The sequence below is a fragment of the Burkholderia mayonis genome, assembly GCF_001523745.2.
GTDB lineage: Bacteria > Pseudomonadota > Gammaproteobacteria > Burkholderiales > Burkholderiaceae > Burkholderia > Burkholderia mayonis.
Map to the genome: position 1 here is coordinate 2,937,291 of NZ_CP013386.1, position 23,157 is coordinate 2,960,447.

The 23,157-nt window shown below is 64.3% G+C and carries 22 protein-coding genes, 1 tRNA gene and 1 pseudogene; 9 read left to right on the forward strand and 15 right to left on the reverse strand.

Annotated elements, in window-relative coordinates:
- Positions 1-645: 645 nt before the first annotated feature.
- On the forward strand, positions 646-921 hold the full coding sequence (locus tag WS70_RS14090) for a hypothetical protein (protein ID WP_059471222.1): 276 nt from the start codon (positions 646-648) through the stop codon (positions 919-921).
- Between the two features lie 138 nt (positions 922-1,059).
- Positions 1,060-1,434, forward strand: coding sequence for a hypothetical protein (locus tag WS70_RS14095; protein ID WP_059598197.1), 375 nt, complete (start codon positions 1,060-1,062; stop codon positions 1,432-1,434).
- A gap of 187 nt (positions 1,435-1,621) precedes the next feature.
- Here the strand turns inward: WS70_RS14095 and WS70_RS14100 are convergent, their stop codons facing one another.
- A complete protein-coding gene (locus WS70_RS14100) occupies positions 1,622-1,786 on the reverse strand; it encodes a hypothetical protein (protein WP_156438109.1) in 165 nt (54 codons plus the stop codon).
- A gap of 444 nt (positions 1,787-2,230) precedes the next feature.
- Between WS70_RS14100 and WS70_RS14105 the strand changes: the two genes are divergently transcribed.
- The 3 genes from WS70_RS14105 (at position 2,231) to WS70_RS14115 (ending at position 4,759) form a co-directional block, all read left to right on the forward strand.
- Positions 2,231-2,728 carry a TonB family protein gene (locus WS70_RS14105; protein WP_059598196.1) on the forward strand — a complete coding sequence of 166 codons (498 nt, stop codon included), beginning with the start codon at positions 2,231-2,233 and terminating at the stop codon, positions 2,726-2,728.
- Between the two features lie 361 nt (positions 2,729-3,089).
- Positions 3,090-4,403 (forward strand): MFS transporter, encoded by a 1,314-nt coding sequence (locus WS70_RS14110; RefSeq protein ID WP_059471185.1) that lies wholly within the window; start codon positions 3,090-3,092, stop codon positions 4,401-4,403.
- A 173-nt stretch (positions 4,404-4,576) separates the two neighbouring features.
- Positions 4,577-4,759 (forward strand): hypothetical protein, encoded by a 183-nt coding sequence (locus tag WS70_RS14115; protein ID WP_059471186.1) that lies wholly within the window; start codon positions 4,577-4,579, stop codon positions 4,757-4,759.
- A gap of 43 nt (positions 4,760-4,802) precedes the next feature.
- On the opposite strand, the gene waaC is transcribed toward WS70_RS14115, so the two are convergent.
- Positions 4,803-5,825: a lipopolysaccharide heptosyltransferase I gene (gene waaC / locus WS70_RS14120; RefSeq protein ID WP_059598195.1), complete on the reverse strand. Its 1,023-nt coding sequence runs from the start codon at positions 5,823-5,825 to the stop codon at positions 4,803-4,805.
- Between the two features lie 152 nt (positions 5,826-5,977).
- On the opposite strand from waaC, the gene WS70_RS14125 reads away from it, so the two are divergent.
- Positions 5,978-7,651 (forward strand): chloride channel protein, encoded by a 1,674-nt coding sequence (locus WS70_RS14125; RefSeq protein ID WP_059598194.1) that lies wholly within the window; start codon positions 5,978-5,980, stop codon positions 7,649-7,651.
- Positions 7,652-7,767: 116 nt separating this feature from the next.
- Here WS70_RS14125 and WS70_RS14130 read toward each other — a convergent pair whose 3' ends face one another.
- The 5 genes from WS70_RS14130 to WS70_RS14150 all read right to left on the reverse strand — a co-directional run bounded on the left by WS70_RS14130 (position 7,768) and on the right by WS70_RS14150 (position 11,033).
- On the reverse strand, positions 7,768-8,142 hold the full coding sequence (locus tag WS70_RS14130) for a YXWGXW repeat-containing protein (RefSeq protein ID WP_059598219.1): 375 nt from the start codon (positions 8,140-8,142) through the stop codon (positions 7,768-7,770).
- A 165-nt stretch (positions 8,143-8,307) separates the two neighbouring features.
- Positions 8,308-8,562 carry a cell division topological specificity factor MinE gene (minE, locus tag WS70_RS14135; RefSeq protein WP_004186076.1) on the reverse strand — a complete coding sequence of 85 codons (255 nt, stop codon included), beginning with the start codon at positions 8,560-8,562 and terminating at the stop codon, positions 8,308-8,310.
- Positions 8,563-8,574: 12 nt separating this feature from the next.
- Positions 8,575-9,390 (reverse strand): septum site-determining protein MinD, encoded by an 816-nt coding sequence (minD, locus tag WS70_RS14140; protein ID WP_059471189.1) that lies wholly within the window; start codon positions 9,388-9,390, stop codon positions 8,575-8,577.
- A gap of 58 nt (positions 9,391-9,448) precedes the next feature.
- On the reverse strand, positions 9,449-10,261 hold the full coding sequence (gene minC / locus WS70_RS14145) for a septum site-determining protein MinC (protein WP_059471190.1): 813 nt from the start codon (positions 10,259-10,261) through the stop codon (positions 9,449-9,451).
- 154 nt (positions 10,262-10,415) lie between these two features.
- Entirely contained in the window at positions 10,416-11,033 is a 618-nt protein-coding gene (locus WS70_RS14150; RefSeq protein WP_418230156.1) for a GNAT family N-acetyltransferase, read from the reverse strand.
- A 518-nt stretch (positions 11,034-11,551) separates the two neighbouring features.
- Here WS70_RS14150 and WS70_RS14155 point away from each other — a divergent pair.
- Positions 11,552-12,438: pseudogene (locus WS70_RS14155) on the forward strand (IS110 family RNA-guided transposase); the annotation flags it as partial.
- A gap of 434 nt (positions 12,439-12,872) precedes the next feature.
- Here WS70_RS14155 and WS70_RS14165 read toward each other — a convergent pair.
- Both WS70_RS14165 and WS70_RS14175 read right to left on the reverse strand, forming a co-directional pair.
- Positions 12,873-13,235 carry a hypothetical protein gene (locus WS70_RS14165; protein WP_059471192.1) on the reverse strand — a complete coding sequence of 121 codons (363 nt, stop codon included), beginning with the start codon at positions 13,233-13,235 and terminating at the stop codon, positions 12,873-12,875.
- 833 nt (positions 13,236-14,068) lie between these two features.
- The gene (locus WS70_RS14175) at positions 14,069-14,356 is read right to left on the reverse strand and encodes a tlde1 domain-containing protein (protein ID WP_082716174.1); all 288 of its coding nucleotides are present in this window, start codon (positions 14,354-14,356) and stop codon (positions 14,069-14,071) included.
- A gap of 592 nt (positions 14,357-14,948) precedes the next feature.
- On the opposite strand from WS70_RS14175, the gene WS70_RS14180 reads away from it, so the two are divergent.
- Positions 14,949-15,242: a hypothetical protein gene (locus WS70_RS14180; protein WP_059471193.1), complete on the forward strand. Its 294-nt coding sequence runs from the start codon at positions 14,949-14,951 to the stop codon at positions 15,240-15,242.
- A gap of 470 nt (positions 15,243-15,712) precedes the next feature.
- On the opposite strand, the gene WS70_RS33835 is transcribed toward WS70_RS14180, so the two are convergent.
- The 3 genes from WS70_RS33835 to serS form a co-directional block, all read right to left on the reverse strand.
- Positions 15,713-15,868 carry a recombinase family protein gene (locus WS70_RS33835; protein WP_418230157.1) on the reverse strand — a complete coding sequence of 52 codons (156 nt, stop codon included), beginning with the start codon at positions 15,866-15,868 and terminating at the stop codon, positions 15,713-15,715.
- Between the two features lie 376 nt (positions 15,869-16,244).
- Positions 16,245-16,335 (reverse strand) — tRNA-Ser (locus WS70_RS14190).
- Positions 16,336-16,445: 110 nt separating this feature from the next.
- Positions 16,446-17,747: a serine--tRNA ligase gene (serS, locus tag WS70_RS14195; RefSeq protein ID WP_059597473.1), complete on the reverse strand. Its 1,302-nt coding sequence runs from the start codon at positions 17,745-17,747 to the stop codon at positions 16,446-16,448.
- A gap of 305 nt (positions 17,748-18,052) precedes the next feature.
- On the opposite strand from serS, the gene WS70_RS14205 reads away from it, so the two are divergent.
- The gene (locus WS70_RS14205; protein ID WP_059471195.1) at positions 18,053-18,319 is read left to right on the forward strand and encodes a DUF2164 domain-containing protein; all 267 of its coding nucleotides are present in this window, start codon (positions 18,053-18,055) and stop codon (positions 18,317-18,319) included.
- A gap of 18 nt (positions 18,320-18,337) precedes the next feature.
- Here WS70_RS14205 and WS70_RS14210 read toward each other — a convergent pair whose 3' ends face one another.
- The 3 genes from WS70_RS14210 to WS70_RS14220 form a co-directional block, all read right to left on the reverse strand.
- A complete protein-coding gene (locus WS70_RS14210) occupies positions 18,338-19,648 on the reverse strand; it encodes a replication-associated recombination protein A (RefSeq protein WP_059471196.1) in 1,311 nt (436 codons plus the stop codon).
- Between the two features lie 180 nt (positions 19,649-19,828).
- Complete coding sequence (lolA, locus tag WS70_RS14215; RefSeq protein WP_059471197.1) at positions 19,829-20,539, reverse strand: outer membrane lipoprotein chaperone LolA; 711 nt, start codon at positions 20,537-20,539, stop codon at positions 19,829-19,831.
- Between the two features lie 57 nt (positions 20,540-20,596).
- Complete coding sequence (locus tag WS70_RS14220) at positions 20,597-22,903, reverse strand: DNA translocase FtsK (protein ID WP_059597475.1); 2,307 nt, start codon at positions 22,901-22,903, stop codon at positions 20,597-20,599.
- Positions 22,904-23,157 lie beyond the last annotated feature (254 nt).

Here is a 23,157-nt window from a genome sequence, read left to right on the forward strand (position 1 = left end):
AGGATGGTGTCGGAGTGCCTGCGGAGCGAACGCGCCCAAGTATCGAGCCCAAAAACAACCGACCGCCCCCTGCGCTGCGCTTGGGGCACGGGCTGAATAGCGCGCTTCAACCAACTCTCCTTTACGACCTTTTTACTTGTAACTCGATTGCCGCTCAATAAAATATCAACTGTAATCCAATCGAGAGTTGGTGACATGACCATCCGATGTCCTCGTCCCCCAAGTCGCTTCGCTACCTGACAGGCGGGACGCCTGCTCTCTTCCTTGAGCCATCGTCTTGCCGAAAGGCGAGTGGTGCGCACCGGTAGCCGGTTTTCCCGAACTCCCTTTACACGCATCGATGCCCAGGCTGCAGCAGTTCAGGCAGCAGTGTGCCAGGCGGACTGAATTTGTTCGTGCACTACGGAGCTTGTGCTGTTTACGCATCCCGATGCGTGACCAACATGGCATCGTTGAACGGATATCGGGCTCTGGCGTCCGCCCGACACCGAAGTCTATAGCCGAAACCGGCAAGCCGAGATTTGCCAATCGCCGGCACATTGCGGTCACTTGCTTTTCGCCCACCCTTTCAGACCTCGCATCCTTCGCGTGTAGCGAAAGACACGATCGGCACACGCCGCGTGCCTGGTGAAAAAAGGACTATTTATGAATGAGCTCCATAGAACCTCGGCTCCATCGGACATGCCGCGACTGAGCGCGCACGAAATGGCGGCACTGATGCTACTCGAACACGCGCCGGTCGAAGTCGAGCGGGGAACGCTCGACATGACCATGCTTCGCGACGCGGGACTTGCGGAACTCATTGATCGAGAGAAGGGTAAGCCCAAATTCTCCATCACGCGAAAGGGGAAGGTCATGTTGCGGATCCTGAGCGAGCTGATCACACGGGAAGACGCCGTTTCGCCTACCTATCGAGCCTGACTTCGACAGCACCTCGCCGAACACGCGAGGTGCTCCATCGCGCATAACCGCAATGCGCTTCGGACGGCTCGAACAACTTGGTTTACTGGCATACCCGCCTGCATGCATGCATTGCATTAACGATCCTGGAGTTTCGACATGTTTGAAATCAACAAGAATTACACGCGTGAATTCATCCACACGGCCTGTGGCGGCAGCAAGCAAGCCTTTCTACCTACGAAGAACGGGAAAGTCGTTGCCGCTTGCCTGCGGACGGATCTCAACCCGCAAGCGCCGAACATCATCATATGCAATGGCAGCGCTTCAGCGAGAGCAGCCGGCAGGATGCTTGCCGGTCAGGGCGGTGCGATCCCCGTGTTCATCAAGATGGAGACGGACGTGTTTCGTTTTGTCGGCCTGTTTGCCGTTAACGAATCCTTGACCGCACCGCTCGATTACACGCCATATGTTCGTAACAGCGGGTTCACGATTGGTCAGGTTTCGCGCGTCCTAAAGATGAAACGTTGTGAATAGGCGTGGACGAAGGCGGCGCAGATGGGAGTTCGACGTCGGGCCGCCGTCGGACTCTCGGTTGGCGGGTCAAGCGGCGACCTTCCTGCGATGCTCTTGTCAACGCCCAGGCACGGAATCGTTCCCGGCACGAAGATTGCGCTATCGTCATGCCGCGCTTGGGCCGGCACTTCGTCTTCTCGCGCGCCCCTTACGCAAACAGCGCCGCGGAATCGCTGTCGAGGTTGTCGTCGCCGCTTGACCAGAGCGTGTCGGTAATCGCATCGATCCGCAGGACCATCGGATCGGCAAGCGAGCGTCCGGTGTTTTCCAATCCGTCACCCACGTCCAGCACCGCCCCTTCCAGTTCGATCATGAATACCGTGTGCGGCGCCGTCAGCGGTTTGCCTGGAACGACGAGCAACCGGTCGATTTGCAGCGTATGGATAGCGGCCAGATTGCAGGCGCGGCTGCCTCCACCCATAAGGGCATTGAATTGCCAGACATTGCTTCCGCCAGGACAAACATCCCGCCCGCGCCGAATACCGCCTGGCGGGATTTTTTGGTCGGGGCGAACGCACGCGAGCAAGAAGCCGCTCGAGCGGCAACGACGCGACGCATCATCGCCGTTTCCGTGACATCGCCGAAACAATCGCCATCGCCACACCGCTCATCGTTGCGCACCTCGAACGGATACAGAACGGTCGCCCGAGGTGGCAAACCGATTCTTCGGATCATGGCGATCGTTTGTCCCAATGCACGTCGGCCCGAGCGCTCCTATCATGAAATCGGCACTTCTCCGTTCGTCCGGGAGGCGATCATGACGACGACTCGCTCCGACTTCATTCGAACCCGAGCCGCATTGCGCGGTGCCGTCACGTCCGCGTGCGTGGCCGCGCTCGCCGCATGCACGATCACGCTGCCGCCGCCGCACGGCGCGATCGTCGTGCCGAGCGTGCCCTCGATGAGCGCCACCGAATATCGCGCGGCCGTCGCGCAATGCATCGCCGATCGCAATTCGGACCGCATCCTGCACGGCACGCCGCAGGCGATGCTGCGCTCGCTCGTCGTCGTCGCGTTCACCGTCGATCGCAACGGGCAGCTCGTGAAATCGGCCGTCTATCGCAGCAACGGCGACGACGAAGCGGAAGGGATCGCACTCGCGTCGCTGCGCCGTGCCGCGCCATTGCCGCCGCCCCCCACGAAAATGCTCGACGGGCGCGGTCAAGTCGAGCTGATGGAAAGCTGGCTCTTCAACGATAACGGTCAGTTCCAGCTGCGCACGAAAGCCGCGCCGCAGGCGCAGACGCTCAACTGAACGCGTCCGCGTCCGCGAACCGCCACGCCGCTGCACGCGGCGCGCGACGGCTCGCAGCCACGCCGCTATAATTTCCCGCATCCACATTCGGCCGCAAGGCCAGCTTGCGCGGGGCGCCTATCCGGTCAGCCGCGCAACGCATCGACGGCACGCGGCCGCGTCATGCGCGCGGCCGGCTCGCGGGCGCGCGACGGCCCGCACAGGCATTGCGTACGCTCTCGCACGGCCGCGCGCGAACCGCCGGCATGCGTCGCCCGCCGCACGTCGCGCCCACTCTCGATTCGAACAAAGGTGCAACAGCCGCCGATCGCGCGCGATACGCGCTCGGCCGAACGTTAAGCCGCCACAACCGGAGACCCACATGTCGGATACCCGTCTTTCCGCTTCCGCCGCCGCGCCGCGCGCTACCGACACGACGAGCCATCGGCGCATCGTATTCGCGAGCTTCATCGGCACGGCGATCGAGTTCTATGACTTCTACGTGTACGCGACGGCCGCCGCGCTCGTGATCGGCCCCGTGTTCTTCCCGCACGGCTCGGCGGCCGCCCAGGCGCTGTCCGCATTCGTCACGTTCGGCATCGCGTTCATCGCCCGTCCGATCGGCTCGTTCCTGTTCGGCCACTTCGGCGACCGGATCGGCCGTAAATCGACGCTCGTCGCTTCGCTGCTCGTGATGGGCGTCTCGACGACGGCGATCGGCCTCGTGCCCGGCTACGACATGATCGGTGCGCTCGCGCCGGCGCTGCTCTGCGTACTGCGTTTCGGCCAGGGCATCGGCCTCGGCGGCGAATGGGGCGGCGCCGCGCTCCTCGCGACCGAGCACGCGCCCGCCGGCAAGCGCGGCTGGTTCGGGATGTTCCCGCAGCTCGGTCCGTCGATCGGCTTTCTCGCGTCGAACGGCCTCTTCTTCGCGCTCGCGCTCACGCTGTCCGACGAGCAGTTCCGCGCGTGGGGCTGGCGCATTCCGTTTCTCGTGAGCGCGGCGCTCGTCGCGGTCGGCCTGTACGTGCGCCTGAAGATCGCCGAGACGCCCGCGTTCCAGGCCACGCTCGACCGGCACGAGCGCGTGCGCGTGCCGATCGCGACGCTCGTCTCGCACCACTGGCGGCCGACGCTGCTCGGCGCGCTCGCGATGGTCGTCTGCTACACGCTCTTTTACATCTCGACGGTGTTCTCGCTGTCGTATGGCGTGTCGACACTGCATTTCTCGCGCCAGAGCTTCCTCGGCCTGCTGTGCTTCGCCGTGCTGTTCATGGCGCTCGCGACGCCGCTGTCGGCTGCGGCCGCCGACCGCTTCGGCCGCAAGCCGGTGCTGATCGCGGGCTCGGTCGTCGCGCTGCTGTCGGGCTTCACGATGGCGCCCCTCCTCGGCAGCGGCTCGACGCCGCTCGTCGCGCTGTTCCTGACGATCGAGCTGTTCCTGATGGGCGTGACGTTCGCGCCGATGGGCGCGCTGCTGCCCGAGCTGTTCCCGACCCACGTGCGCTACACGGGCGCGGGCGTCGCGTACAACCTGGGGGGCATTCTCGGCGCGTCGATCGCGCCGTACATCGCGCAGTTGCTCGCGGCGCGCGGCGGACTCACGTGGGTCGGCGGATACGTGTCGGTCGCGGCGGCGATCAGTCTCGTCGGCGTGCTGTCGATGCGCGAAACGCGCGATGCGAAGCTGACCTGAACGAGAGCGGGGCGAGCGGGCAGCGCGCGCCGGATCAAGCCCCCGGTCGCCTCGGATGGCGGCCGCCGTGCGCGCTTTCGTCGCGAATTGTCCTGTCTATACTCGATGAACGGGCGCCTGCCGCGCGGCGACGGGCGCGCCGCTTCCCGTATCAGCCGACAGGAGCCGTCGCGATGGACGTCATCCACCTGCAGAACGCCGACCTCGTCTTGTTCGTCGCGCTGTCGCTCGGCGGCGCGCTGCTGCTCGCGGCGCGCTTCAGGCCGAAGAGCTGGCTCGGCATCGCGCTCGAAGCGCTTGCCGCGAACCTCGCGGCCATCGCGGCCGTGATCGCGTTCGAATTACTGCTGTCTTGAGCGAGCCGGCGCGCGGCAGGCGACCGCCACCCGCCGTGCCCGCCTACATCGCGGCGACGCGTCGCGGCTCCTCTACCGCATGTTCCGGAGAGACGTGCTCGATCGCGCCGAGCACGTCGTCGACGCTCGGCGTCGAGCCGTCGTCGCCGATCGACACCGACTGCGGCGCGCCGTTCACGCCCAGATGCTGGCGCGACGTCGCGCGAAAGATCATCACGGTCGGCTTCTCGAGCGCATGTGACATGTGGACGAAGCCGGTATCGACGCCGATCACGAGTGTCGCGCGATAGATCTTGCGCGCGAGATCCGTGAGCGTCAGCTTGGGCAGCACGACTGCGCCCGGCGCGCGCGCCGCGATCCGCTGCGCCTCTTCGCGCTCATGCTCGCCACCCCACGGCAGCAGCACGTGCAGTCCGCGGGCGAGCATCTCGCGAGCAAGCGCCCCCCAATGATCGGTCGGCCAGCGCTTGTCGTCGTTCGACGTCGCGTGAAAGAACAATACATACGGCCCGTCCGGTTCCGCGTGCGCCGCGAGCGGCGCCGCATGCGGCTCCCACGGCTCCGGCGGCACCTCCAGCAGGTAATCGGCGCGGCCCTGCGGCTCGTAGCCGAGCGCTTCGCCGGCGCTCACGCGCATGCCGTGCCAGGCGTCGCAAAGAGGGCGCGGGCCGAAGCGGCCGTTATACGCGAACATCGCGCCGAACTCGCCGAGATCCTGGTTCCGATAGCCATAGCGCCGCTGCGCCCGCGCGAGAAACGAAATGATCGCGCTTTTGTAGACTCCGTGAAGATCGATCACCGCATCGTAGCGGTGCGCGCGCAACTCGCCGATCGACGTCGCTATCGCCTTCAGATCGCCCCAGTTGCGCGCCTTCTTGAAGCGACGCAGCGGCGCGCACACCACGCGGCTCACGCCGGTGCTCCAGCGCACGATGTCCGCGCAGGACTCGTCGACGGCCCAATCCACCTGCACGCCCGGAAATGCGCGATGGATGTCCGCCACGACGGGCAGTGTCTGCACGACGTCGCCGAGCGATGTCACCTTCACAATGAGAATACGTTTCATTTGTATGTGGATGTCTCCAGCTTGTTAGTTTGGCATTCTAATTACATAGAAACGCGGAAGACAAAATTTACAACCATATTACAAATAGCTCGACGGCCGCACGACCGCCCTCATAGCTACTTATAATCGCCGCTTTACCTGCGTCACGTCCCATGCAACGCCCTCGTCTGCTTCCCTCTCTCACGCGCCGCACCCAGCGGATCTGGCGCCAATACGGCGTGTTCTGGCTCGGTGCGATCGCGGTGGGCCTGATAGCAGTGATGTACGCGCGGCTCATCGACTGGGGCTACGATGTGTTCCGGACGCTTCAGCACGGCCGCCCATGGCTGCCGTTCCTGCTGACGCCGGCGGTCGCCGCGCTGTCCGTGTGGCTCACGCGCCGCTTCTTTCGCGGCGCGGAAGGCAGCGGGATTCCGCAGGTGATTGCGACGCTGCACGCGCAGCCGAGTGCATTCGGCTCGCGACTGCTGACGCTGCGCATCCTGTTCGGCAAGATCCTGATCTCGTTGTTCGGCATCGTCGGCGGCTTCACGATCGGCCGCGAAGGGCCGACCGTGCAGATCGGCGCGTCGCTGATGTTCAACCTGCGCCGCTTCTATCCACGCTCGAACGCGCTGATCGAGCGGCAGCTCGTGCTCGCGGGCGCGGCGGCGGGCCTGTCCGCGGCGTTCAACACGCCGCTCGCGGGCGTCGTGTTCGCGATCGAGGAATTGAGTCGCAGCTTCTCGGCGCGCGCGAGCGGCGTGCTCATCACCGCGATCATCATCGCCGGCGTGATTGCGCTCGGCATGAACGGCAACTACACATACTTCGGCACGATCGAGATCGGCCAGCATTTTCCGAAGATGCTCGCCGCCGCCGTGCTGTTGACGGCGCTCGTCACGGGCGTCGCGGGCGGCCTGTTCGGCTGGCTGTTGCTGAACACCGGCCGCTGGCTGCCGGCGCGGCTGCTGACGCTCTACCGCGAACGGCCGATCGTGTTTGCGGCGGCATGCGGTTTCGCGATCGCAGCCGTCGGCGTCGTATCGGGCGGCACGACGTTCGGCAGCGGCTACGCGGAGGCGCGCGGGCTCCTCGACGGCCGCGAACAGTTGTCGGTCCTGTATCCGTTCCTGAAGATGATCTCGATGGTCGCGTCGTATCTGCCGGGAATTCCGGGCGGGATCTTCGCGCCGTCGCTGTCGATCGGCGCGGGCTTCGGCAATCTGCTGCACTTCGTGTTCAGCGGCATGCATCTGCCGATGCTGATCGCGCTCGCGATGGTCGGCTACCTCGCTGCCGTCACGCAGTCGCCGATCACGTCGTTCGTGATCGTGATGGAGATGATCAACGGCCACGCGCTCGTGATCTCGTTGATGGCGACCGCGCTGATCGCGAGCCGCGTGTCGCGCTTCTTCGTGCCGCCGCTGTACGAGACGCTTGCCGAGCGCTATCTGAAGCCGCCACAACCGAAGCTCGCGACGGCGGCCCCTGCCCCCGCCCCCGCTTCCGCGCATGCCGGCATCACGGCAGTCAAGATGCCCGAAGATGCCGAGTCGGCGCCCGCTGATCCGCTCGACACACTGCGCGACGACGCGAATGCAGCCGAGACGAACGCGAACGATAGGGAGGCCAATGCGGGCCGCGCGGGCGCGGACACGGCGACTCACTCTGCCGATGCGGCAAACGCGGCCGACGCCGGACGCACGACCGCGCAACCGCCAGCGCACGCGGGCGCCGCATCGACGCGCGACGCCGACGGCGAGACGGCGGCCCGCGCCGACGGCGCCGCGCCGCAGCCGAACGACACGCAGCCTCACGAGCCGCCACATCGCCCGGCTCAGTAGATCACGACGGGCGCCGGCCGGTAATACACCGGCCGCGCCGGCACGACGACGCAGCCGGCCAGCGTCAGCGCGACGAGCACGAGGGCGAACAAGGTTCGTTTCATCGCTCGTTCTCCTCAAGCCCAATGACCGCGAACCCAGACCCAGTTCGGTCCGCGCTGCGTCCAGTGCCCCGGCTCCCAGTGCATACCGACGCGCTCGACTTCCCAATGCCCGGTGATCCACTCGTAGCGGCCATGATCCCAGCGCCAGTGACCGCGATCCCATACATAGCCGACGCGCGGTTCGGGCACGACCTCGTAGCGCACGGGCGGCGGCGCGGTCGGTGCAACGACGACAACCTCGCGCACGGCCGGCTCGACGACGACGCCGGGCGCCGCCTGCGCGACGAGGATTTCGTCCGCGCTCGCGGCAAGCGGCGCGGCGACCGCGACAACGCCCGCCCCCGCGACGACGAACGGCAGCACGACACGACGAAAAGAGAAAGACATCACGACCTCCAAGAACGGTTGAACACGCGACGAGAGCGTATCCGTTCAATGCTCAGGAGGGCGTAACGGCGGACAGGCGCCGCGTTACCGCGGGCCCGAAAGTGCAACGAAAAGTAAGAGCGCGCGCGGCGGCCACGCGCCGCGCGCGATGCGGAAGAAAACGCGTCAGGCTTGCGGGATCTCGATCTTCACTTCGAGCACTTCCAGATCATCCTGGCGCTCGAGGCTCACGCGGATGTCATCGTTCGAAATCTTCACGTATTTCGAAATGACCGCGACGAGCTCCTTTTGCAATGCGGGCAGGTAATCGGCGGGCGGACGGCCGCCCACGCGCTCGTGCGCGATGATGAGCTGCAAGCGCTCTTTCGCGACAGCCGCGGACTTCTTTTTCTCGCCGAGCAGAAACGACAGAATCGACATGACGCGCCTCCGTTACTTGGTGCCGAAGAGGCGTTGCAGCAGGCCCGGCTTCTGATAGTCGGTGAACCGCAGCGGCTTGTCCTCGCCGAGGAAGCGCGCAACGATGTCCTTATAGGCTTCCGCGACGTCCGTACCGTCGATATGGACGGCGGGCAGGCCCTGGTTCGACGCGTGCAGCACGGCTTCGGACTCCGGCACGACGCCGATCAGCTTGATGCGCAGGATCTCGGTGATATCGTCGAGCGACAGCATCTCGCCTTCGTTCACGCGCTTCGGGTTGTAGCGGGTGATGAGCAGGTGTTCCTTGATCGGCTCCTTGCCTTCCGTCGCGCGCTTCGTCTTCGACGACAGGATGCCGAGGATGCGGTCCGAGTCGCGCACCGACGACACTTCCGGGTTCGTCACGATGAGCGCCTCGTCGGCGAAATACATCGCGTGCAGCGCGCCCGACTCGATGCCGGCGGGCGAATCGCAGACGATGAACTCGAAGTCCATCGCGACCAGGTCGTTGATGACCTTCTCGACGCCCTCGCGCGTGAGCGCATCCTTGTCGCGCGTCTGCGACGCCGGCAGGATGTGCAGGTTCTCGCACTTCTTGTCCTTGATGAGCGCCTGGTTCAGGTTCGCTTCGCCCTGGATCACGTTGACGAGGTCGTACACGACGCGGCGCTCGCAGCCCATGATGAGGTCGAGGTTGCGCAGGCCGACGTCGAAGTCGATCACGGCCGTCTTGTGACCGCGCAGCGCGAGACCGGAAGCGAAGCTCGCGCTCGTCGTCGTCTTGCCCACGCCGCCCTTGCCCGAAGTCACCACGATGATTTTTGCCATTTACCTACCCTGTGTTCGTCAATGAGGACCGACCGACCCGATTGGTGCGCCACGCGTGTCAGGTGAGACGCAGCGGTTCGATCATCAGTTTTTCCTGTTCCAACCGGATCTGCACCGATTTGCCGAGCACGTCGGCCGGCAGCGGGTTCTCGGTGGTCCGATAGATACCCGCGATCGAGATCAGCTCCGGTTCGAGACACGTGCAGAAGATGCGCGCGTCGTGATTGCCGTGCACGCCCGCGAGAGCGCGGCCGCGCAACGGCGCGTAGATGTGGATGTTGCCTTCCGCGATGACTTCGGCGCCGTAGCTGACCGGGCCGAGCACCACGAGATCTCCCTTCGCGTAAATCTGTTGTCCTGAACGCAGCGGCTTGTCGATGACGAGCGTCGCCGATTGTGGCGCGACGACGGGCGCGACGGGCGAAGCCTGCGCGCCCGCATCGACGCCGGACGAACCGGCTTCGGCAAAAAGCGCGGCCTGCCCGGCCGCCGGCGTGTCCTGCTCCTCCGGCTGCGTGGGTGCGTCGCCCGCTGCCTTCGGTGCCGGCGCGCGCCGATCCCGCGCCTCGAGAAGCGGCAGGCCGGCGCCCGCCGCCCACGTGTGTTGCCCCGGCTGCGCGACGACGCCGATCGCGCGCATCCGCACGTCGTTCAGCATCCGACGGAGGTCGTCGAGCGGGACGCGCTCGTCGTCCGCGAGCCGACGCACGTCGATCGCGACGACGTCGTCCGCAAAGAACTCGGGAGTCGCTTCGAAACGCTTGACCAACTCGGCGCGCAACGCATCGAGGTCGGCGGTTTTCACGATGAACAGCAACGTGTCGACCGAACCGCTGCGCAGTTCGAAGAATGGCGATTTTTTAAGCGACATGGACGTTCTGCAAAAAATTTTTGCGTATTTTACAGGCGTCCACGCCCGGGGCCATCATTTTTGGGCGCGCCCGAAGCGCGCGTCGCGGGCCGCCCGCCTGCAACGCTCCATCCGGGCGCGGCAGGGTGGGTCCGGGATCGGCGCGCATCGCGGCTTACGCGTGCTCGCGCGAAACGAACAGCGACTTCATTGCGCCCGGCACGCGGGCAATCGGCGCGCGTTCGCCGGTATCGGCAAAGCCGACATGTTCGTAGAAACGGATCGCGCTGCGGTTCTGATCGGCGATCCACGCGTAGATCTTGACGGCGCCGCGCGCGGCAAGCCACCCGCGCGCCGTGTCGACGAGCAGCACGCCGCCGCGCAGATGACGGACCGCGTGCGCGACCCACAGCTCGCTGACGAACGCGCGCCGCGCGGGCGTGCTGTCGAAATACGCGCCGATCATGCCGGCCGGATGGCCTTCGGTGTACAGCACGAACGTGGTCGATTCGTCGGACGTCGCGCGCTGCTGCGCGATCGCCGCCGCTCTCGCCGCGTCGACGGCCAGCTCGGCTTCCGGCGTCTCGCCGCTCGCATAGGGCTCGCGCAGCGAGGCGGCGCGGAGTTCGCGATACACGCCGCCCTGATCCGCGGCAATACGACGAACAGTCAAGGTCGAACTCATGCAGGCACAGCCCCCTTCGGACAGCAAGCCGTTAGCTTCAACCGAAAGCGGGGCATGAGTCAAATCGTAATTTTCGAATGACTGTGAAATGTCGTCGATAAGCGCGATATCATGCGCAGTTTCGCGCTTATGCGGCGACGCAGCAATATGCGACAAACGATTTGTCAGATGTCGCGTCGCCCGGGCGGGACATCGCTTAACCGGTCGGCCGACACGAGGACGATAAATGCGCGCGCGCACATCCGCGCCGAATGCCCGAACCGTCGGGCCACATCAGTGAGGGCGACGCGGCGCTCATCGGCGGGCCGACGCAGAACGAGACAACGCGCATCGGTTTCGGGCCTGGGGCGCCCTGCCTTCAGGGATGCAGGGACATCGAGCGGCGGCGGCATGGAAATCCTGTGGTTCCGGAAGGCGTAAAGCCGTGGCGTATCGGGATAGGGGCGGCCAGTGACCTAGCCGATCGCCGCCCACACCACCCGGCATGCGGGTCCGCACCGGGCGGTTCGAGTAGTTGAGGTCAGGTGAGGCGAGGCCTGCCCAGGCGATCAAAGTAGGCAATCGTCAGGACGTGATGCAGCCCGGTCATGCTGTTGTGCCACGAGCGACGGCTGAGGGCCGCTACCGATCGCGCGCCAGCGGTCATTGCCATGGAAGCCTGCGGCAGCGCGCATTACTGGGCCCGGCAACTCGCCAGCCTGGGGCATGAGGTGCGGCTGATCTCCGCGCACTTCGTCAGACCTTTCGTCAAGCGCAACAAGACTGACGTGGCTGATGCCCACGCGATCTGGGAAGCCGCCCAGCGGCCCGAGATGCGATTCGTGGCAGTCAAAAGCGAAGCGCAGCAAAGCGTGTTGACCCTGCATCGCGTCCGCGAACAGCTCGTCAAAGTGCGCACCATGCAGGTCAATCAAATCCATGGGTTGCTCTACGAATTCGGCGTTGCCGTGTCGGCCGGTCGACATAGCCTCCGAGAAGCTGAACAGGCGCTCACGCAACTGGCCGACACGCTGCCGGCGATGGTGATCGATACCCTGCGCGAGCAATTGCATCGCATCGGCATGCTCACGAAGGACATCGCCGAGATCGAACGCAGATTGACTGTTTGGCAGCGACAAAACGAAGCGGCCACGCGCCTCACAGCCATCCCCGGCGTCGCCCTGCTTAGCGCCACCGCCGCCGTGGCCACAATCGGCGATGCCTGCATGTTTCGCTCTGGGCGCGAATTTGCGGCATTCCTGGGTCTGGTGCCGCGACAAAGCGGCACGGGTGGCCGAGTAAAACTGCTTGGCATCAGCGCGGCGACATCTACATGCGTACTTTGCTGATTCACGGTGCGCGCGCCGTGCTCGCACGCGCTAAGCATTTGAGCGAAGCGCTGCAACGACTGCTCGCGCGACGACCGTTCAACGTGGTGGTCGTCGCTCTGGCGAACAAAATCGCGCGCACGATCTGGGCGCTTCTTGCTCACGATCGCACGTACGAACCCGGCGACGCGGCGCGAGCTGCGTAATTGTTCAACTCACTATAGGGAATGGGTCGCCAATAGGTTGCGCAGGTTGATGTACGTGTGATGGCAAAACAGGTCGGACCGTGGGCAAGCAAGCCTGAATGGGCGTAGGTCCTTCGAGGACTTCCCGGAGTTGAGGCCTTCCCCAGCAAATTCCATCAGGGTCAGCGGACCGACATCCGCACCGTAGGCCGGATATAAGTCTGCAGCCTGATCCTGTCCGCCGAACATGAATATCACCTGGCAAACCGGGAGGCGTCCATATAAGTGCGCCCATGCTGGGCGCACATGAAAAAGCCCGCAATGTCGCGGGCTTTCCACTTGCAACGCCGGGAGGCCGCGCGCGCAGTCGACTTGCGGCGAGCCAGTTTCCGCCGGGAACCATCGGTTGCGACGCTCGGGCCGAGTTCCACCTCGCGTTGCGTCCGGCTCTTGTCCTATTGGGCGCTAAAGGGCATCGTTCCCAACGAAGACAGCACGTACGTACCGTCTGCGTTCAGATATGAGCGAACGCCGTTCAGCAAAATCTGCCCTTGCTGAGTCATGACGCCGCTCCATGTATCCTGGATGCAATAGGGCCAGTTGGCAGGCCGGATATTCGCGATGAACGCGATGCTGTTGGGCGTGGTCACGTTGCCTACGTAGTTCCAGATTCCGGCGAGCACGCTGAAGGTCTGCTGCCCCTGCGGCGTGTATTTCGAAACGTAGCTTCCGCCGAATGTCCCGTTCCCTTCGTTTGCGCTGGCGATCGTCAACGTGAAAGCGCCGTCCTGGGATTTATAAGTTCCATTGATGTTCATGTGATTCTCCTTTTACCGAGTACACGTACATTTAGAATCTCTGGCAAGGGTAACAAACGCCGGGCAGCCGCATCGCCGACGCATCACCCTCGCTTTTCATTGGGCTCGCAATTGAATTGGCGGTGCAACTACCAAAAATGATAGGGAGATCGAAAGGCGCCCCTGCATCGTCCGTTGGTTGCATCGAAATCTCGCAGCGCTCGCGCAGCGCAAAGCTTGGCCGCTGCGTCGACGCGCGACGAGGTGGCTCACGGCCCGCGCGAACAGGCCCGAGACGAGGAGCGAGGTTACGACGACGGGAAGCCGCGAGTGTACGAGGTTACCGAGCAGGCGGATAACAACTCCGCGCTCCAGTTCGCGCCGAGTCTCTTGGGCGAACGCGTCGGGGCCTTGGGCCTCGTCGGTGCGAACAGCATTGGCGATGATTCGAACGTGATACGGCTGCATGCAGGTGGATTCGAGGCCGCGATTGCGGCATTGAATAGCGATTCGCGATTCAAGGTTGTGGCGTCGCCGAATCTGCGCGTGCGACCGGGGCAGGTAGCACGTTTGAACGTCGGGCAATCGGTGCCGGTCGTGGGGTCCGTGTCGTATCCCAGTGCGACGGCACGCACCGGTACAGAGTGTGCAGTATCGGGATGAAGGCGCGATCTTTCAAGTTCAGCCGACCGTTAAGGCGAGCGTGATCGACTTGACTGTCACTGAGGAGACAAGCGATTTCGTGCGCACGACGCGACGACCGGCGTCAACAATTCACCGACGAAGAACACGCGCAAATTCGAATCGCCGTTCAGCGTGAAGGATGGCGACGCGTTGCTCATCGGTGGACCGACTCAGGACAAGGCTACCTGGATTGATTCGGGCCTGTCGTTTCTGCCCTCTTGGATGAAAGGACACTCGAGTGAGGGCAGGCGCATGGTAATCCTGTCGATGCTCGCCAGTGTAATGCTGCCGTCGCTACGTCCGTGCGGGCCGATCGGATGCAAGCGAAACGCGCTGCGACGTACGGCGTTGATGATCGTTTCATCATCGACCTTGCCGTCGTCACGGTAAAGCGCGAACCATTGGCTGCGGTTAGTTCCATAGCCGTATTCGCGCGCGAAATCGTAGAACCATCCCATGCTGCGCCCGACTGTCGGTCAATGACGTAGTACCGGCCGGGCGTCGACGTGAGACACCGCGTCATGCCTATTTTGATCCTGCGGCATGCCAGAGAATGCGGCGAAGGCGCCAATGCCGGGACATTGCAGGGTAGATAGTGACGCCCCGTTTAGGGTGAACGTGCAGATGGTTGGCATGGCTGGTTCTCTCGGGTTGGCTCGCCTCACCCTCCCCCAAACGCCAGTTTGGGCCATACCTTTATTTTTGACAGGCTATTTGTTGTTATACCGATAGATCGATTTCATGCGCACAGAAGTTAATAGACATTCGCTTATTTTTAAGATACGGAACGCACCCAAACGCCGTTTCATAACCATATTTTTTAAATTAGATTAAATCACTTTCTTGACACACACTGCTCTAACCTGAATTTTTTATATAAACCACGCAACAAATACGAACAATCGGCCACCACAAATAGTAGTTTAAAAATCAATTAATCGGCATATTATTAATGCCATCCCTCCGACCCAATGACCACAGGGATAGCAGCCGTGAAATTAAATATTGTTTCCCATCAAATCAATCACCTCAATACAAAGAGGGCAAATCATGATTAACGTACTCAACAGCTCGTCCGAAAGCCTGCAAGTCGCGGTCAACTCGTGGGGGGCTTCCGACAACAGCTACGTCTCGCTGGCCATCAACAAGTCCACCTCTTTCGATCGCACGGACAAGCGCGGCTTCGTGCTGGCGGTGAAACGACAGGACGGCGAGCAGAACTTCTATGTCCTTTTCGACAGCGACATCAATGTCAGGGACAACGGCGTGGTCACCGATCACGGCATTCCCATCCGGCCTGCAAGCAATCGCTACCCCCATTCTGCCGCTGCCGAAAAGGCGTGATGCCATATCGTTCCATTTGAATCAGTGGACCGGTGTCGTTTCTGATGTTGCTTTATTGCGTCGTACCCGAGTAAGCGAATTTCGCACATGCGTAGCATGCTCTTCGGAGTTGTTTCATCGCACTGCATCGAACTTCTTTGCCCCCACTCGTGCTACTGACAGGTGGATTGAAATCAGCGTCAGCGTTAGGAGTGTCCGGCTCTTGCCGTAGTGACATAGAGCGACGACTCGGACACGGAGTTGCAACTGTTGGCGCGGCTCAGCGCAGCCCGCCGGACCGAGTAGCGGGTATCTCCGGGGAGGAGGAGCGTAGGCAGTGTCGTATGCGTCCCTCCCCCTCTGCAAAGCCGCCTTTTACTGAATGAGTGGCGGCTACGCGTGTTGTTCGGCGCGGCGAACCGCGCGCTTGATGCCCGATAGATGAACACCGTATTCATGGGCGAGCTCGGTGGCGTGTAGCGCCCGGCGCGTCATTGACGCGCAACGCGGCGCTCGCCCTCGCGTTCGAGGCTTCGCGGCCGGCCTAGGCAGATACCGCGCCTCTTGACGGTCTGCACGCCGCTCTTCGTCCGCTCGCGGATCATTTCTCGTTCGAATCCAGCGAATGCCCCAAGCATTTGGAGCATCAGGCGGCCAGCGGGAGAAGTTCTGTGCCGACACGCTCTGTAAGGCTTTCGAAACCAGCCCCGCGCTCCTGCAGCCGATCGATGCTGCTGAGCAGGTGCTCGAGTGATTGAGCGACGCGGAGACGACCAGCGTATCGCCGCGTTTAAGGTTTCTGAGGAGTTTGTCTGGGACTGATCGGTGCAAGTTTGCCACTGCCGTTTTTCTTCGTGGATTGCGTCGACGCCGGACTTCGGCAATGCGTCGATCTGCGCACGCGCTTCCTGTTCTTGTGTGGAAACTCTGGCGTAACCGATTCTCGTATGGCGCAAAAAAACGCCGGACTCTTTCACAGAATCCGGCGTTTCCTTACGAACAATTTCGAGATGTTCTCTTTCCTGGCGGAAAGGGTGGGATTCGAACCCACGATACGGTATAACCGTATACCGGATTTCGAGTCCGGCGCATTCGACCTCTCTGCCACCTTTCCTTTTTTGGTTCACCGTCAGGTCATCTCGGCGAAGCGAAGATTATAGAACAACTCTTCGCAGACTTCCAAGTTTTTCTTCAAATATTTTTCGAGGCCACCCGGACGCCCACTCAGGCCGCGCTCGACGGCGCGTCGATCCGCTCGATACCGCTCATGTACGGCCGCAGCGCGACAGGCACCGTCACCGAGCCGTCGGCGTTCTGGTAGTTCTCCAGTACCGCCACGAGCGTGCGGCCGACCGCGAGGCCCGAGCCGTTCAGCGTGTGCACGAGTTCCGGCTTGCCCTGCGCGTTGCGGAACCGCGCCTGCATCCGGCGCGCCTGGAACGATTCCGTGTTCGAGCAGCTCGAGATCTCGCGATACGTGTTCTGCGCGGGCAGCCACACTTCGAGGTCGAACGTCTTCGTCGCGGCGAAGCTCATGTCGCCCGTGCACAGCGTGATCACGCGGTACGGCAGCTCGAGCTTCTGCAGGATCGTCTCCGCATGGCCGACCATCTCGTCGAGCGCCGCATACGACGCCTCCGGCGCGACGATCTGCACCATCTCGACCTTGTCGAACTGGTGCTGGCGGATCATTCCGCGCGTGTCGCGGCCGTACGAGCCCGCCTCCGACCGGAAGCACGGCGAATGCGCGGTCAGCTTGATCGGCAGCGCGGCCGCGTCGACGATCGTGTCGCGCACGGTGTTCGTCAGCGAGATTTCGGACGTCGAGATCAGGTACTGCGTGACGGTGTTCTCCGCCCCGCCCTTCTCGACTCGGAACATGTCGTCCGCGAACTTCGGCAACTGGCCCGTGCCGTACAGCACGTCCGGATTGACGATGTACGGCGTGTACGTCTCGCTGTAGCCGTGCTGCTGCGTGTGCGTGTCGAGCATGAACTGCGCGAGCGCGCGATGCAGGCGCGCGACGGGTCCGCGCAGCACGGTGAAGCGCGCGCCCGACAGCTTCGCGCCCGTTTCGAAATCGAGGCCGAGCGGCGTGCCGACATCGACATGATCCTTCACGTCGAAATCGAACTGTCGCGGCGTGCCCCAGCGGCGCACCTCGACGTTCTCCGTCTCGTCCTTGCCGACAGGCACGCTCTCGTGCGGCAGGTTCGGCATCTGCAGCATCAGGTCGGACAGGCGCGCCTGGATCTCGTCGAGCTTCACCGCCGACGCCTTCATCTCGTCGCCGATCCCCCCCACTTCGGCCATCACCGCCGACGTGTCCTCGCCGCGCCCCTTCATCGCGCCGATCTGCTTCGAGAGGCTGTTGCGACGCGCCTGCAGTTCTTCGGTGCGGGTCTGGATCTCACGGCGTTCCGCTTCGAGCGAGGAGAACGCAGCGACGTCGAGGGTGTAGCCGCGATCGGCGAGGCGTTTCGCAACGCCGTCGAGGTCTTTGCGCAGCAACTGGATGTCGAGCATGGGAGGACAGGAAAATCGTTGTGTAAGACGCGAATTCTAACGCACCGCGCGCCCGCCACGGCGCACGCTCGACGGGCGGCGGCGCAAACACGACGCCGCCCGTGGCAATATCGCGCTGCCGGCTTGCGCATCGCATGCCGGGAAACCGTTTTGCATGGGACCAGAGTCAGCGCCAGAGCGCCAACTCTGGTCGACCGCGTTGCATGGGACCAGAGTAAGCGCTAAAGCGCCAACTCTGGTCGACCGCGATGCATGGGACCAGAGTAAGCGCTAAAGCGCCAACTCTGGTCGACACCGGAGAATCGATGGCCATTGAACTGGACAAGGACGTGCGCGACCGAGCAGTCGCATCGCTGCAACGCTATTTCGCCGAGAACATGGACGAGCCGATCGGCAACATCCAGGCCGGCGCGCTGCTTCATTTCTTCGTCGAGGAGATCGCGCCCGCGATCTACAACCTCGCGATCGCCGATGCGCAGGAGCGCCTGCAAGCGCGCGTCGCCGAGCTCGACATCGAATGTCACGAACCGCCGTTCGAATACTGGAAGAAGCAGCCGGGCCGCAAGCGCTGACGCCCGCCGGCCGACGCCCTAGTCCTTCTTGCCGGCGTCCTTGTCGAGCTCGCGCAGCCAGGCGAGCTTGTCGGCGATCTTCGTCTCGAGCCCGCGCGGCGCCGGCTTGTACCAGCGCGGCTCGCGCATCCCGTCCGGCAGATAAGTCTCGCCCGCCGCGTACGCGTTCGGCTCGTCGTGCGCGTAGCGGTACGCGTGGCCGTAGCCAAGCTCCTTCATCAGCTTCGTCGGCGCGTTGCGCAGGTGCACCGGCACCTCGCGCGACTTGTCCTGCCGCACGAACGCCATCGCCTCGTTGTACGCGTTGTAGCCGGCGTTGCTCTTCGCCGCGCACGCCAAGTAGAGCACCGCCTGCGCGAGCGCGAGCTCGCCCTCCGGCGAACCGAGCCGCTCGTACGTCTCGGCCGCGTCGTTCGCGATCTGCATCGCGCGCGGGTCGGCGAGGCCGATGTCTTCCCACGCCATCCGCACGACGCGCCGCGCGAGGTACTTCGGATCGGCGCCGCCGTCGAGCATCCGGCAGAACCAGTACAGCGCGCCGTCCGGATTCGAGCCGCGCACCGACTTGTGCAGCGCGGAGATCTGATCGTAGAAGTTGTCGCCGCCCTTGTCGAAACGGCGCGCGTTCATCGTCATCGCGCTCTCGACGAACGCCGCGTCGATCGTCGTCACGCCCGCGGACGTCGCCGCCGTCTGCGCCTGCTCGAGCAGGTTCAGGAAGCGCCGCGCATCGCCGTCCGCGTAGCCGACGAGCGCGTCGACCGCCTTGTCTTCGAAGGCCAGCCCGGCGAGCGCCGTGTCCTGCGCGCGCGCGAGCAGCCGGCGCAGCTCGTCTTCCGTCAGCGACTTCAGCACGTACACCTGCGCGCGCGACAGGAGCGCCGAGTTCACCTCGAAGCTCGGATTCTCGGTCGTCGCGCCGATGAACGTGACGAGCCCCGATTCGACGAACGGCAACAGCGCGTCCTGCTGCGCCTTGTTGAAGCGGTGGATTTCGTCGACGAACAGGATCGTGTGGCGGCCGGTGCGGTTCAGCGTGTCGCGCGCCTGATCCATCGACTCGCGGATGTCCTTCACGCCGCCCAGCACCGCGGACAGCGCGATGAACTCGCAATCGAACGCGAGCGCGGTCAGGCGCGCGAGCGTCGTCTTGCCGACGCCGGGCGGCCCCCAGAGGATCATCGAATGCGGCTTGCCCGATTCGAACGCGAGCCGAAGCGGCTTGCCTTCGCCGAGAAGATGCGTCTGGCCGATCACGTCGGCGAGCGTCTTCGGGCGCAGCGCCTCGGCGAGCGGCCGGCGCGGTTCGACTGCAAACAGGTCGGACATGGACCTTGGCTCCCACGAAAAACGATGACGGCACGCATTCGCCGCCGGACCGGACATTATGACAGCCGCGCGGCCCGACGCCACGCCCCCCCGGCGGCGGCCCCAAAGCGAACCGGGCCCGCCATCGCTGGCGGGCCCGGTCGTCGGTCGTCGGTCGATGACGCGCGAGGCCGGCCGCGCTCAGCCGGTCACGACGTCCGCGCCCTTCGGCACAACGAACTTGAACTGGTCGGCCTTGAGCGGCGGATTCGTCTGGATATGGGTGAACGTGAGGAGCGTCACGTTGCCGAACACGTCGTGTAGTTCCATCGCGGCAAGCACGCCGTTCCTGAAGCCGATGCCGATCCGCTGGAACTGCGTGTCCTGCGCCTTCGGCACCATCTCGAGCCAATCGATCCCGCCCTTCTCGCCGGCGTCGCGCAGCGTGTAGTTCTTCTCCAGATCGTTGCTGCCGAACAGAATCGCGGCCGGGCTCGCGCCGAGCGCGCCCGCGAGCTTGCGCTCGGTGACCTGGTTCAGGTCCTTGTCGTACACGTAGAGCTTGTCGCCATCCGCCTGCAATACCTGCTGGTACGGCTTCTGATACGTCCAGATGAATTTGCCGGGCCGCGAGAACACGAAGCTGCCGCTCGAGTTGTCGGTCGGCTTGACGGTCGGCACCGCGCCGCTCGCCGCCTTCGACGGCGCCTTGACGATCTGCTGCGTGAAGTCGCCCTTCGCCGCATGAACCTTCGACACGAACGCCTTCAACTGCTCGGTGCCGCTCGCGAACGCGTGCGACGCGACGAGCGCGAGCGCCGCGCCGGCGAGCGCGGCGCACAACGTGCGCGCGAACGTGCGCTTCGGTGCAAGACCCGAACCGGTGTGAACTGCCAACGACTGATGCTGCATGTGAGGTTTTCTCCGTGGACGGCCGGCGCGTCGTAGACCAACGGCGCCGGCGCGAATTCATTCGGCGTCGCGCGCGGGCACGAGGATTTCACGATTCCCGCTCGACGACATCGCCGACACGAGCCCGGACTGCTCCATCTGCTCGAGCAGCCGCGCCGCGCGGTTGTAGCCGATCCGCAAATGGCGCTGCACGAGCGAGATCGACGCGCGCCGGTTCTTGACGACGATCTCGACCGCCTGGTCGTACAGCGGATCAGACTCGCCGTTCGCGTCGCCCGTTCCCGCGCCCGAGCCTTCGTCGCCGTCGGCCGTGCCGCCTTCGAGGAGGCCCTCGACGTAGTTCGGCTCGCCGTGCTCCTTCAGCTTCTCGACGACGCGGTGCACCTCGTCGTCCGACACGAACGCGCCGTGCACGCGCACGGGCAGCCCGCTGCCGGGCGGCAGGTACAGCATGTCGCCCTGGCCGAGCAGCGATTCGGCGCCCATCTGGTCGAGAATCGTGCGCGAGTCGATCTTCGACGACACCTGGAACGCGATCCGCGTCGGCACGTTCGCCTTGATGAGGCCCGTGATCACGTCGACGGACGGCCGCTGCGTCGCGAGGATCAGATGGATGCCCGCCGCGCGCGCCTTCTGCGCGATCCGCGCGATCAGCTCTTCGACCTTCTTGCCGACGACCATCATCAGGTCCGCGAGCTCGTCGATCACGACGACGATGTGCGGCAGGCGGCCGAGCGGCTCCGGATCGTCCGGCGTCAGGCTGAACGGATTCGGGATCTTCTCTTCCCGCTTCTTCGCGTCTTCGATTTTGTTGTTGTAGCCGGCGAGGTTGCGCACGCCGAGCTTGCTCATCAGCTTGTAGCGGCGCTCCATCTCGGCGACCGTCCAGTTGAGCGCATGGCCCGCCTGGCGCATGTCGGTGACGACCGGACACAGCAGATGCGGAATCCCTTCGTAGACGCTCATTTCGAGCATCTTCGGATCGATCAGGATCAGGCGCACCTGCTCGGCGCTCGCCTTGTAGAGGAGCGACAGGATCATCGCGTTGATCCCGACCGACTTGCCCGAGCCCGTCGTGCCGGCGACGAGCAGGTGCGGCATCTTCGCGAGATCCGCGCACACGGGCTTGCCGCCGATGTCCTTGCCGAGGCCGATCGTGAGCATCGACGGCGCGTCCGCGTAGACCTCGGAGCCGAGGATCTCGGACAGGCGCACGGTCTGGCGGCGCTGGTTCGGCAGTTCGAGCGCCATGTAGTTCTTGCCGGGGATCGTCTCGACGACGCGGATCGACACGAGCGACAGCGAGCGCGCGAGATCCTTCGACAGATTGACGATCTGGCTGCCCTTGACGCCCGTCGCGGGCTCGATCTCGTAGCGGGTGACGACGGGCCCCGGGTACGCGGCGACGACGCTCACCTCGACGCCGAAGTCCTTCAGCTTCTTCTCGATGAGGCGCGACGTGAACTCGAGCGTATCGGCGGAGATCGACTCCTGCGACGCGGGCGCGGGATCGAGCAGCGAAATCGCGGGCAGCGTCGAATCGCCCGGCAGATCGGTGAAGAGCGGCTGCTGGCGCTCCTTCTCGGCGCGCTCGGACTTCGCCGGCGTGACGACGGGCGGCACGATCGTGACGGGCTCGTGCTCCTCGATCCGCACGCGCTCCTCCTCGACCTTGCCTTCGCGCTTGACGGCCGCGGCCTCGCCGAGCTTGCGGTCGCGCTCGGCCTCGCGGCGCAGCTTCGCGAGCGTGAACGCGTTGATGATCGCGTCGCCGACGCGCTCGGCGACCGACAGCCACGAAAAGCGGAAATACAGCGACAACCCGATCGCGAGCACGATCAGAAGCGCAAGCGTGCCGCCCGTGAAGCCGAACGCGTGCGACACGCCGCGCGCGACCGTCTCGCCGACGACGCCGCCCGGCGCGCGCGGCAGCTGCACTTTCAGCGACCACATCCTGAGCGCCTCGATGCCGTCGCTCGCGAGCAGCACGAGGACGAACGCGAAGCCTTCGGCGAGCCAGCCCGCCGGTTTCGCCGGCTCGTCGGGCAGCGCGTCGTGCCGGGTGATCCGGCGGTAGCTCGCGGCGACGCGCCGCCCGAGCAGCACGATGAGCCAATAGGTGGAGAGGCCGAAGAGCAGCAGCATGATGTCGGCCGTCCACGCGCCGACCCGCCCTGCCCAGTTTGCGATGTGGTCGACCTGTGCGGCGTGCGTCCAGCTCGGGTCGCGCCGGCTGTAGCTCAGGAGCGCCATCAGCAGGAACGCGAGCAGCGCGACCTGGAGGATCCAGCGGATCTCGGTCAGTAGGCGCGACATGCGATGCGGCAGCGCTTGGGCCTGAGCGGTGTAAGGTGCTTTTGCCATGAATCCGTCAAGAGGGGCGATGAGGCGGCCTGCGCGGCAGGGCCGCCGATCGTTCGATCCGATCTATTGTAAACGCTGCGCCGCCGCGCCAAGTGTAAATGACGGTAACGCCCGGCCGGTTCCCGCCGGGAATGTGCACGCGCTACCACAGGCGGTCGCGGCGCGACGCTATCGCGCCGATTGAAAAAGTCCATTCGGCGGCGCAGCAAGCAGGCCTTTATAATGCGAGCTTTGCACCCATCTGCGACGGTATC